The following is an 11,549-nucleotide window of genomic DNA, read 5'->3' on the forward strand; positions in this document are numbered from 1 at the left end:
TTTTTATTTCTAATATAAAGCTTCGGAGAAGCGAAATATTTATCAGGTTAGAAAAAAATAACTTTTTAGAAAATATTTCGCCTTGCTGGGGTTCTCTAATCTTTGTCAAAACGTTTCTACAAATATGTAGCTCCGCTGGCGCTTCTTTTCTATACTATCTCTTTTTCTATAAATATGTCGTTCCTCTGGGACTTTTTTATCTTTAGTTTCTTTTCTAAATTATGAAATTTTAAATTTATTCTTGATAACATAATTAGGATCAACCCTAAAACCAAAAGAATACTAAAAATCAAAATACTTTGAAAATATCCTGGAATACTTTCTTCTCCAAAAAACAAAAACCAGCCTTGTAAAAACAATAAAATTTCCGTCGAAATATATCCCAAAATAAAACACTTCATTCCTATTTTTAATGTTTTAGAATCAGCAGAAAGCATTTTATTCTGAAGCAGAATTCCAAACAAAAATCCGGATATAATTCCCAAAGTCGTTAAATGAATAAATCCAATTACGAAATTTCTAATTTGATGTGAAACTTCTGCCAGATTAGGAAAAATTGTTAGCAATTGAATTCCGACTTTCAAAAACAACGAACATAATGCTAAACCGTAAACTATTTTCGTTGTTTGATGTAATGAACTTTTAAAATGATTAATTTGAGGTTTTAGCATTCTAAAGAAATAAACAAAAGCTAATAATTGAATCAAAACTCCGAAAATATTTATATAACTCAAAATGACATTTTCAACAAACCAACGTATAGGAAAAGTCAATGTTAATAGTGTTGAAATAATCATTAAAAAGTAAAACTTCTTAAATTTTACTTCATCAATTTTATTTTGAAATTGTTTTAAAAACAAAGCTAAAATCGCAAATATAAACCATCCATTAAATTGAAAATGAAGAAAAAACTGAATCGCGATCTGATAAAATGCGCTTTGCTTACCTAACGTACTTACAGCTGGACCAAGACACCAAACACCGCAAGTCGATAAAATCATAAATAAAATCGAAACCAATAAAAGTCTTTGTGAAGGTGATTTATCTTTAGAACAATGTTTCCAAACCAAACGGCAAAAAACATAACTCAGCAAAATATGCATCGTTGAAAATATAATCGAAAACAATGCATATCCTTGAATTGGAAAAGCAATCATCATTCCGATTACTGAAAATTCCGTAAGCCAAAATAAACGGTTGTAAATGGGTTTCTTCCTTTTTTCTTTTGGAATAAAGAAATGAACAACCAAAACATAAACGATCATGTAAACCCATCCCAACATGGCAACGTGCGAATGTGCATGAAGAAGATAGCTGTAATTCAGAAAATCTATTGGAAAGAGATACATAAAACGCATTAATAATCCGAAAACGCAAGCAATCAGAAAATTAAAAAAACAGGAAAGTATCCAAGCTTTTTGAGAATTCATAAATAATAAATTTTTAAACGTACAAAAATTATTAAACCATATAAGTAATATTAGAAATTATAAGTTTGGCTAAAATGAACTTATATCACTTATATGGTTTAAAGCATTTCTTCAAATAAAAAACACCGAAAATTATCCTTTTTAGATATTTTATCGGTGCTTTTTCCACTATTAAAATTAACCTTTATTCTACTTCAACAAAGTCTTTTTCTAAAACAACTGCTTTTGGAAATAAGATATTATTTTCTAGATGAATATGTTTATGCAAATCTTCTTCAAACTCTTTCAACATTGCAAAAGTTACTCTGTAAGTTGTACAAGCATCTACCGGCGGAGTATAATTATTGGTTAGTTCCGAAATTTCTCTAAAACGTTCACCTTCGTTATCGTGTTCATTCATCATCATTGCAATCGGATTTGAAACGGTTCCGAAAGAAGGCTGATGCAAAATTCCATCAGATTCTTTCGTTTTCACCATTCGTTTTACAAATGGAAACAAAATCAATTCTTCTTTTTTCATATGTTGTGATAATTCGCCTGCACAGCCAATAAACAATTCATTTATTCTAAACAATTCTGGATGATTGGCTCCATGCACTTTACACAATTTATCTAAAAACGGAAGCAATACATTTGTTTTTTCTTCCACATAACGATGGTGTGTTTTCTCAATATAATCTGCTAATAAATCCAATGGCCATGAATTGAAATCAATACTTCCGCCATTTTCAGATTGCATAACTTGAAGTACATTTTCTACTAAAGCATCGGCATCAATATTTTGTTTTTCGCAAACTTCATTTACCGTTCGGTTTCCTTTGCAGCAAAAATCAATTTTGTATTTTGAAAAAACTGCAGCTGTTCTAAAATCCTCAGCTACGAACGATCCTATTGTTTTGTTTTTTAAATTTTCCATCTTTAAAGAAATTAAATTTTTAATTATTATTTGTTTTCAATAAAAGATAAATTTATCTTTTATTAGTTTTAAAAAAAACTCCAAAGCATTTAAGTATTTGGAGCCTTTGTTATTTACTCAACAATTAAAGTACCTTTCATCATAGCCACGTGGCCAGGGAAAGAACAAATAAACGGATAAGATCCTTTTTTATCAATTGTAAATTCTATTGTATCTTCTTCTCCTCCGCCTAATAATTTAGTGTGAGCAATGATTGAAGCTTTTTCAGATGCTGGAATGTAATCGGTTGCTTTTGCATCATTAGCTTTTAATGCAAAATCTGCTTGATCTGTTCCTTCTTGCAAAATCACTAAATTATGTCCCATTGCTTCTTTCGGAATTTTACCTACGTGTTTCAAAGTCAATTTGATTGGTTTTCCAGCGACAGCTCTTAATTCACTTGCATTGAACTGCATTTGGTCATTCCCTTCAATAACTAATACATTTTCTTCAGTTGATGTTACTGGTGCCGCTTCTCCTTCAGTAGAATATTCAGTAGTTTCTGTTTGATCTGCAGGAGCTGTTTCTTTTTTACCGCACGAAGTAACTGCTAAAAATCCCATCAGGATTAGTACTGAAATTTTGGTTTTTGTATTCATTTTTAAAATAATTTATAAAATATTAATCGTTTATATTTAATGTTTTTAAGAAGAAATCACCTGATTTTACATCTGAAGCCAATTGTTCTAAAGTGGTTTTAGTAAGCATTTCCAAAAGCAATTCTCTAATTTTTTTAAATTCATGATGAACAGGGCAAGGATGCTGTTCAGAACATTCTTTTAATCCGATTCCGCATCCGCTGTAAATTTTGTTTCCATCTATCGCATCTACAATCTGAATCAGTTTTATTGATTTTACTGCTTCGTTTGAAACTTCAAAACCACCGCCAACTCCTTTAGCTGAATGTATGATTCCATTTTTAGTCAAAATCTGCATAATTTTGGCTGTAAAAGGTTCGGGAGAATCTATTTCTTTGGCAACATCTTTTATTCCAACTCTAATCCCTTTAGAAGATTTGGTTGCAATAAATATTGAAGCTCTAATTCCGTACTCACACGCTTTTGAAAACATACATTCTTTGTTAATTCTTAACAAAGATATGGAGATTCTATATAAAAGACAAATTTATCTTTAATTAATTTTAGAACTAAAACTCCTTATTTATAAAGAAAATAATTAGTGCTGACAAAACGACTTATTCATCATTCAATTCTTATAAAAACCAATTTTAATTTTAACTTTGAGAGTATTTAATTTTTAATATTAAAATAATGCCTTTAAGCAATTCAAAAGATTTAAAACTGGCAGTTCTCATTGATGCAGACAATGTGCCTTACAGCAATGTAAAAGGTATGATGGAAGAAATTGCAAAACTCGGAACGCCAACTACGAAAAGGATTTATGCCGACTGGACAAAACCAAATGCAAATGGCTGGAAAGGTGTTTTATTAGAACATGCCATCACTCCCATTCAACAATATAGTTATACAGTTGGAAAAAATTCTTCGGATTCTGCTCTTATTATTGACGCAATGGATTTATTGTATTCTGGAAAATTAGACGGATTTTGTATTGTGTCCAGCGATAGCGATTTTACGCGTCTTGCAATAAGACTTCGAGAATCTGGAATGAAAGTAATCGGAATCGGAGAAAAGAAAACGCCAAATTCGTTTATTGTTGCCTGCGACCGATTTATTTATATTGAAGTTTTGGATGGAGCAACTCAAAAGAAAAAGCCAAAAGCAGCTGCTGCTGACACCAAAAAACCAGTTGAAAAACCAGCTGAAAAAGCGCTTCATAAAGTTGACAAACAAACTATCGAATTAATCGAAGCTACAATTGAAGATATTGAAGATGACGATGGCTGGGCATTTCTGGGAGATGTCGGCAATTTGATTGTAAAGAAAAAACCCGAATTTGATCCTCGAAATTATGGCTATTCTAAACTTACCCCAATGCTGAAATCGTTAACTGATATTTTAGAGATTGATGAAAGAGAATCAGACAAAAAAGGAATCAAACACGTTTATGTACGTCTAAGATTCAACTAATTATCGCATTTATTACCTATTTTAATTTTTTAAAAACATGAGAAAAAAATTCTTTATTTACGGATTCTTATTGTTTATAATTGTTGTTGCAATTTATTATTATACAGGGCGAGGTTACTTACTCGTTTTTGCTATTCCTATTTTGTTGATTGTTGGAGCTTATAATGCTTCACAAAAGAAACATGCTATTTTACGAAACTTCCCGGTTTTGGGTTATTTCAGATATTTATTTGAAATGATTGCACCTGAAATTCAGCAATATTTTATTGAAAGATCTACAGACGGAAAACCTTTTTCTAGAAATCAGCGTTCTTTAGTGTATCAAAGAGCAAAAAATATTGATTCGAGCACACCTTTCGGAACACAATTAAACTTAAATACAGAGAATTACGAAGGAATAAAACATTCTATTTTTCCAGCAAAAGTTAACGAAGAATTGCCTCGCGTTTTAATTGGCGGAAAAGATTGCAAACAGCCTTATTCTGCTTCTTTATTTAATGTTTCGGCGATGAGTTTTGGTTCTTTGAGCGAAAATGCTGTTCGCGCGATTAATATTGGTGCTAAAAAAGGAAATTTCTACCAAAATACTGGTGAAGGTGGATTGACCGAATTTCACCTTGCGGGCGGCGGAGATATTACTTGGCAAATTGGAACAGGATATTTTGGCTGCCGCGATGCAGAAGGAAATTTCAGTCCAGAAAATTTTGCTCAAAAAGCTAATCTTCCGAATGTAAAAATGATTGAAATTAAGCTTTCACAAGGCGCAAAACCAGGACATGGAGGTGTGCTTCCAGCTGCGAAAAACACGGAACAAATCGCTAAAATTAGAGGCGTTCAACCGCATACAATGATTCTTTCTCCTCCAGGTCATCATGCTTTTTCTGATGCTAAAGGATTAATTCATTTCATAAAACAATTACGTGATCTTTCTAACGGAAAACCAATCGGATTTAAATTATGTATTGGAAATACTGCCGAATTTGAAGCCATCTGTCAAGAAATGATTACTGAGGATATTTATCCGGATTTTATTACCATTGACGGCGCGGAAGGCGGAACTGGAGCTGCGCCACTAGAATTTGCTGATGGTGTCGGAATGCCATTTGAACCAGCATTAATTTTCGTAAACAAAACTTTGGTTCGTTTAGGCATACGTGATAAAATGCGCATTATCGGAAGTGGAAAAATCATTTCTGGCTATTCTATCTTACATGCAATCGCATTAGGCGCCGATATGTGCAACAGCGCAAGAGGATTTATGTTTTCTTTAGGTTGCATTCAAGCTTTACGTTGTCATAATAACGAATGTCCAACTGGAGTCGCGACTCAAAATAAAATGCTGATGAAAGGTTTGGTTGTTACAGACAAATCAGATCGTGTGTATCATTTTCATAAAAATACGCTTCACTCAGCAAATGAACTTTTGGCTGCAGCTGGAAAAAGCAGTTTTGCAGATGTTGACATTAATATTTTCATGCGCGGTGATGAATTTTCTGATTTATCTGAACAGTATTTTCCAGACAATCTTAAAAACGTTACGCAATTCTCATAAACAAAAAAGCCTCTTTACAACTAAAGAGGCTTTTTCTTTTAAATCTATTTTTAAATTACAATTTTGCTGTTTCCTTATTTTGTTCTGCAGCTCCACCTTCTAAAACTGCTAATTCTTGCTGATCAACTAATTGTTGCGCTAAAATAGCATTGTTGTAGGCTAGAAAATAAACATCAAACTTTACTCCTTCAGAAATTAATGAAGTTGAAATTTGATCGTTTTTAATCATTTCTTTCAATAAATCTGGAAACGACTCTTTGTAGGCTAATTTATTTGCATCGTTTTCTTCTAAATTGGTTTCAATTCTAATTTCAATTTTATTGTCATTTAGAAAAGCTTTTGCTGTTGTACTCGTAATTCCATTTCCTTTTATAGAAGAAGAATTATTGTAATTACTTACATGTTCTTGAATTTTCTGTTTAGTATTTTTACAGCTGATTAGAAAAAGTGCAAACGCGAAAGCAAATGCGATTTGGGTAATTTTTTTCATAAATTATTGGTTTTATAGTTATTTTTTAACTCAAACATAAATAAATTATAACATAAAAACAACATTCAATTATAAAAAAAGACTTTATAATTCTTTGAATACAAATTGATTATCTTCAAAAAACAAACAATTTTGTAAGAATACAAAAGTTATTCTTCGACTTAAGTTTAATCTATAAACACAAAAAAGTCTCTTTAAATTAAAATATAAAGAGACTTTAATATGTAAGAATTAAACTGATTAATTTTTCTTCTAATAATCTGATTTTATTTCAAAAAATCTTTAAGAGATTCTCCTGTTAGCACTTCTTTATCTAAAACCGTATTATCATCAGCAAGAAAATAAACATCAAACTGAACTCCTTCTTCAATTAATTGTCTCGGAATCTGATCTTTATCAATCATTAATTTAATCTGTTTTGGAAAAGAAATAGCTGCCGCAGATTTATTAGTTTCATTTTGCTCTAAATCAGTTTCAAAACGCAATTCGATTTTATCATCATTAATATAACCTCTTGCAGTTGTTAGTGTTACATTATCAGCTCTAAAACTTGGCGCGATTGTTTTATTATAAGTAACAACATATTCCTGAAGCTTTTGTTTGGTATTTTTACAGCTTAAAAGCGAAAGTACGAGTGTAATTGCAATAGCAATTTGAGATATTTTCTTGATCATAATTTTCTATTTTAATTTTTGAAGTCTTAATAATGCCTCAAGATAGTAATAATCTGCGTAATTTATAGAACAATCTATCTCACTTCCCGCAGGTTTATGTCCTGTTGAATGTAATAAAAATGCTGAATTCACGTCATGACTCTGATAATTGTCTGAAAGCGAAACAATCATTTTTTTGGCTTTTGTCAAATATTCTGTTTTTAAATTCTTGTCTTTTGTATACGAACTTAATTCTAAAAGTGCAGAAGAAACAATTGCTGCTGCCGAAGCATCTCTCGGTTCGTTTGGAATATTTGGCGCATTAAAATCCCAATACGGAACTAAATCTTCAGTTGTCAATTTATCCAAATAAACTCTCGCCAATTTATGTGCGAAATCTAAAAACTTAACATCTTTAGTTTCTCTATATGTCATTGTAAAGCCGTAAATCGCCCAAGCTTGTCCGCGCGCCCACATACTATCATCGCTATAGCCTTGAGCAGTTCTTCCTTTTATTTTTTTTCCTGTTTCGAAATCGTAAATAATAACATGATAAGACGTATTATCTGGTCTAAAATGATTGGCCATTGTAGTTTCTGCATGTTTTACTGCGATATCATACAACTTTTTATTTCCGCCATTTTTTGAAGCCCAAAACAAAAGTTCTAAATTCATCATATTGTCGATAATCGTATTATGACCGCCCATTTTATTATGAGGCCAAGATTGAATTGTTCCCACTTTTGGATTAAAAAGCGTTGCCAATGTATCGGCCGTTTTTAGAATAATTTCCTTGTATTCTGGATTTTTTGTCAATCGATATCCGTTTCCAAAACTATTGAAAACCTGAAATCCTAAATCATGATCTCCTGCTTTACTGACAGATAAAGGCGTTAAAAAACGACTAAATTTATCGGCTTCTTTTTCCCATTTTTTATCTTTTGTTGCTTCGTACAAAAACCATAATTCACCAGGCCAGAATCCGCTTGTCCAATCTTTATAGCCAACAAATTTCCATTCATTGCTTCCATTTGGAACAGTTCTCGGAGAAGTTCCGTCGTTTGGAATTACTTTTAAAGTTTTTGATGCTTGTTCGGCACAATAATCCAGTTGTTTTTTAATATTGAATGAATTGTTTTTTTGAGAATAGCCTTGATTTCCTAAAAAAACTAAAGTTGTAATCAGGGTAAAAAATTTTGCCTTCATGTGGTTTATAGTTTGTTTAATCGATAAATTTATGAAATAAAGTGAGTCCTTTAAGTTTTTGTACTTTTTGTCACCTAAAAATGGATTATTAAAGACCTTTTTAAGAGATAAGATTTAGTTTGTCATTCCGAGGAACGAGGAATCGCACTCGCAGATCGACAAAGATTGGTGAATTACTTTACGGAATTTCTCGTGTGATTCCTCGTTCCTCGGAATGACAAACTTTTCTTAAAAAATAAACATTTATATAAATTTGCTTTAAACTAAGCCATAATAAACTTTGAAAAAAACAAGCATCTATTACACTTTAATTTTTCTCTCCATCATTTTCCTTGGAATTCTTTCCAGAAAAATTCCTTTTCTTCCATTATGGATTGGCGATTTTCTGTATGCCGTTATGATTTATTTTCTGGTTCGAATATTTCTTCCATTCAGAAATGCTTTCTTAGTCGCATCTCTTTCTCTTTTGATTTGTTACTCCATTGAATTTCTTCAATTATATCAAGGCCAATGGATGATTGAACTCAGAAAAACACTTTTCGGAAGATATGTTTTAGGGCAAGGATTTTTATGGTCGGATATTTTGGCTTACACTTTTGGAATCCTTACAACTTTTATAATGGAAAAATTTACTTTGAATTATTTCAATCAAAAGTCTGCGTAATTTTTTCAATATTCAAGCTATTTGCCATTGCCATAAATATTTGATGATATGTTCCTTTATTATCAAATAACTCATCGTGTGTGCCTTTTTCGACGCATTTTCCTTTTTCTAAAACAATAATATTTGATGCATCTATAATTTGAGAAATACTGTGCGAAATTATAATCACGGTTCTGTCTTTTTTAATTGCATCTAAAGATTTTTTAATTTGCTCTGTCGCAATCGCGTCTAAACTTGCCGTAGGTTCGTCTAAAAAGATAATTGGCGGACTTTTCAGAAAAAGTCTTGCAATTGCAATTCGCTGTTGTTGTCCGCCAGAAAGCAAATGGGCATCAGAATCGTAGCCTTTTGGGAGTTGAATAATTTGATCGTGTATATAAGCCTGTTTTGCCGCTTCTATAACTTCTGAATGCGAAGCTTTTGGATTTCCGTACAAAATATTCTCAGCAATTGTTCCTTTAAAAATATGATTCTTCTGCAAAACCAATCCGATATTTTTACGAAGGAAATCGGTATTATAATCCATTAAATCAACTCCATCCAAACAAATTTTCCCCGAAGATGGAAGATAAAATTTATCCAAAAGATTTATTATGGTACTTTTTCCTGCGCCACTCAATCCTACTAAAGCTGTTGTTTCATTAGGTTTTACTGTAAAATTTATATCAGAAAGCGCTTTTGTACCGTTTGGATATACAAAATCAACATTTTTAATTTCTATCAAACCAACAATTTTCTCAGGAATATAATCGCCGCTAGTTTCAATTTCATTATCAGATTCCAAAATATCAAAAAATCCTTCAGAATAAATCAAAGCATCATTTATCTCGTCATAAATTCGATGCAATTGTCTAATTGGCGCCGAAACGTTGTTAAACAACATAATATGAAACATAATCGCACCAATTGTCATCTGATTATTCAAAACAAAATACGCCGTCAAAATAATGATAATAACCACTCCTATTTGTTCGACAAAACTTTTAATGCTTTCAAAAATAAAACTGGTTTTTCTGGTTGCCAATTGATTTTCGGTCATTTCAAACTGAATTTTTTGATGACGATCTGCTTCAGAAGGTTCACGTACAAAAGATTTAATAACAGTTATGGATTCGATCAAACTTATGATTCCGTTATTTTTTGTTTCACGGTAATTTCGCATTCTTCTTCTAAACCCGCTTAATTTAGTTGCTTGCAATTGACTTATATAGAAATAAATCGGAATTATGCACAAACTGACCAATCCAACATAAAAATTTGCATAAAACATCATAACCAAAGCCACAAAAGCATTTGCAAACAAAGGAAGAATATCAATAAAGAAATTCTGAACCAATCGTGTTAAACTGCTAATTCCGGCATCTATTCTGGTTTGAAGTTTTCCGCTTTCATTTTCATCAGAAGTATAAAATTCCATTCTGTAGCTTAGAATTTTTTCTACAATAGTCTGAGAAATATCACGAGTTACAAAGATTCTCAGCTTTTCGCCATAAAATTTTTGTCCAAATTGCACAACAGAATTAACCAGTTCTTTAGTCAATAAGACAATACTGATTATTCCGAGTAAATGAAATCCTTTAGAAAGCGGTTCGTGCGCAACCATCAGATTATTAATGGTATCAACGGTATATTTTAAGATTAAAGCGTTGACTTGTGCCGCAAATGAACCAATAAATGTTAGCAGCAAAGTAGCAATTACCATTTTTCTGTAAGGCTTTACAAATGGCATTATTTTTTTATAAAGTACGGATAATTGCATTTAATTTTATTTTTGACGCTCTATCAAATATAAGAATTCTAAATTTGTGTTGGAAATCATTTAAACACATTATTCTATGGAACTCGTTTTCGCTTCAAACAACAAAAATAAAATTGCAGAAATTCAAAGTATGCTTCCAGAAAGCATTAAAATATTAAGTTTAGAAGACATTAATTGCTTAGAAGATATTCCAGAAACAGCTAATACAATTGAAGGAAATGCGATTTTAAAAGCCGATTATGTCACTCAAAAGTATGGTTATGATTGTTTTGCAGATGATACAGGCTTGGAAGTCTCTGCACTAAACGGCGAACCTGGAGTTTATTCTGCTAGATATGCAGGCGAACAAAAAAACGCTGATGATAATATGAACAAACTTCTTGATGCTTTAAAAAACGAAAAAAATCGCAGTGCTCAATTTAAAACTGTTATTACTTTAAACCTGAAAGGAAAACAATATTTATTTACAGGAATTGCTTCTGGAAATATCACATTAGAAAAAACAGGAACGAATGGTTTTGGATATGATCCAATTTTTCAACCAGAAAATTATAGCGAAACCTTTGCCCAATTGTCTTTAGAAACTAAAAACACTATTGGTCATCGCGGAAAAGCAGTAAAGCAACTAATTGATTTTCTGAGTACCACAAAATAATTGTTTAAAATACAACATTTTAAGGTTTAAATTTTACATTTTCAGACGTGTTTTTTCAACAAATTCTCGATTTCTTACTAAAAATCATTTTGCAAAAATCGTAACTTTTTGATAATCAAATCATAACAAATACA

The 11,549-nt window shown here is 31.4% G+C and carries 12 protein-coding genes; 4 read left to right on the top strand and 8 right to left on the bottom strand.

Annotation, left to right across the window (positions count from 1 at the left end; translation table 11 throughout):
* Window positions 1–149: 149 nt before the first annotated feature.
* The 4 genes from P0R33_RS04665 to P0R33_RS04680 all read right to left on the bottom strand — a co-directional run bounded on the left by P0R33_RS04665 (window position 150) and on the right by P0R33_RS04680 (window position 3,456).
* Window positions 150–1,430 carry a hypothetical protein gene (locus tag P0R33_RS04665; RefSeq protein ID WP_276174401.1) on the bottom strand — a complete coding sequence of 427 codons (1,281 nt, stop codon included), beginning with the start codon at window positions 1,428–1,430 and terminating at the stop codon, window positions 150–152.
* A gap of 184 nt (window positions 1,431–1,614) precedes the next feature.
* A complete protein-coding gene (gene ric, locus P0R33_RS04670) occupies window positions 1,615–2,346 on the bottom strand; it encodes an iron-sulfur cluster repair di-iron protein (protein ID WP_276174402.1) in 732 nt (243 codons plus the stop codon).
* Between the two features lie 113 nt (window positions 2,347–2,459).
* The gene (gene azu, locus P0R33_RS04675) at window positions 2,460–2,984 is read right to left on the bottom strand and encodes an azurin (protein WP_276174403.1); all 525 of its coding nucleotides are present in this window, start codon (window positions 2,982–2,984) and stop codon (window positions 2,460–2,462) included.
* Between the two features lie 22 nt (window positions 2,985–3,006).
* A complete protein-coding gene (locus P0R33_RS04680) occupies window positions 3,007–3,456 on the bottom strand; it encodes an Rrf2 family transcriptional regulator (protein WP_276174404.1) in 450 nt (149 codons plus the stop codon).
* A gap of 200 nt (window positions 3,457–3,656) precedes the next feature.
* Between P0R33_RS04680 and P0R33_RS04685 the strand changes: the two genes are divergently transcribed.
* Together P0R33_RS04685 and P0R33_RS04690 are read left to right on the top strand one after the other, a co-directional pair.
* Window positions 3,657–4,436: an NYN domain-containing protein gene (locus P0R33_RS04685; protein ID WP_276174405.1), complete on the top strand. Its 780-nt coding sequence runs from the start codon at window positions 3,657–3,659 to the stop codon at window positions 4,434–4,436.
* A gap of 37 nt (window positions 4,437–4,473) precedes the next feature.
* Window positions 4,474–5,988, top strand: coding sequence for an FMN-binding glutamate synthase family protein (locus tag P0R33_RS04690; protein WP_276174406.1), 1,515 nt, complete (start codon window positions 4,474–4,476; stop codon window positions 5,986–5,988).
* A 55-nt stretch (window positions 5,989–6,043) separates the two neighbouring features.
* On the opposite strand, the gene P0R33_RS04695 is transcribed toward P0R33_RS04690, so the two are convergent.
* The 3 genes from P0R33_RS04695 to P0R33_RS04705 all read right to left on the bottom strand — a co-directional run bounded on the left by P0R33_RS04695 (window position 6,044) and on the right by P0R33_RS04705 (window position 8,337).
* Complete coding sequence (locus tag P0R33_RS04695) at window positions 6,044–6,478, bottom strand: hypothetical protein (protein ID WP_276174407.1); 435 nt, start codon at window positions 6,476–6,478, stop codon at window positions 6,044–6,046.
* A 266-nt stretch (window positions 6,479–6,744) separates the two neighbouring features.
* Window positions 6,745–7,152 (bottom strand): hypothetical protein, encoded by a 408-nt coding sequence (locus P0R33_RS04700; RefSeq protein ID WP_276174408.1) that lies wholly within the window; start codon window positions 7,150–7,152, stop codon window positions 6,745–6,747.
* A 6-nt stretch (window positions 7,153–7,158) separates the two neighbouring features.
* Window positions 7,159–8,337, bottom strand: coding sequence for a glycoside hydrolase family 88 protein (locus P0R33_RS04705; protein ID WP_276174409.1), 1,179 nt, complete (start codon window positions 8,335–8,337; stop codon window positions 7,159–7,161).
* Between the two features lie 280 nt (window positions 8,338–8,617).
* Between P0R33_RS04705 and P0R33_RS04710 the strand changes: the two genes are divergently transcribed.
* Window positions 8,618–9,001 carry a DUF2809 domain-containing protein gene (locus tag P0R33_RS04710; protein ID WP_276174410.1) on the top strand — a complete coding sequence of 128 codons (384 nt, stop codon included), beginning with the start codon at window positions 8,618–8,620 and terminating at the stop codon, window positions 8,999–9,001.
* Here the strand turns inward: P0R33_RS04710 and P0R33_RS04715 are convergent.
* Window positions 8,982–10,760: an ABC transporter ATP-binding protein gene (locus P0R33_RS04715; RefSeq protein ID WP_276174411.1), complete on the bottom strand. Its 1,779-nt coding sequence runs from the start codon at window positions 10,758–10,760 to the stop codon at window positions 8,982–8,984. The two genes, P0R33_RS04710 and P0R33_RS04715, sit on opposite strands and share 20 nt — an antisense overlap.
* Before the next feature lie 76 nt (window positions 10,761–10,836).
* Between P0R33_RS04715 and P0R33_RS04720 the strand changes: the two genes are divergently transcribed.
* On the top strand, window positions 10,837–11,415 hold the full coding sequence (locus tag P0R33_RS04720; protein WP_276174412.1) for a non-canonical purine NTP diphosphatase: 579 nt from the start codon (window positions 10,837–10,839) through the stop codon (window positions 11,413–11,415).
* Window positions 11,416–11,549: the final 134 nt, after the last annotated feature.

Origin of the sequence: Flavobacterium sp. YJ01, assembly GCF_029320955.1 — a bacterium.
In the GTDB taxonomy this organism is placed as follows: Bacteria; Bacteroidota; Bacteroidia; order Flavobacteriales; family Flavobacteriaceae; genus Flavobacterium.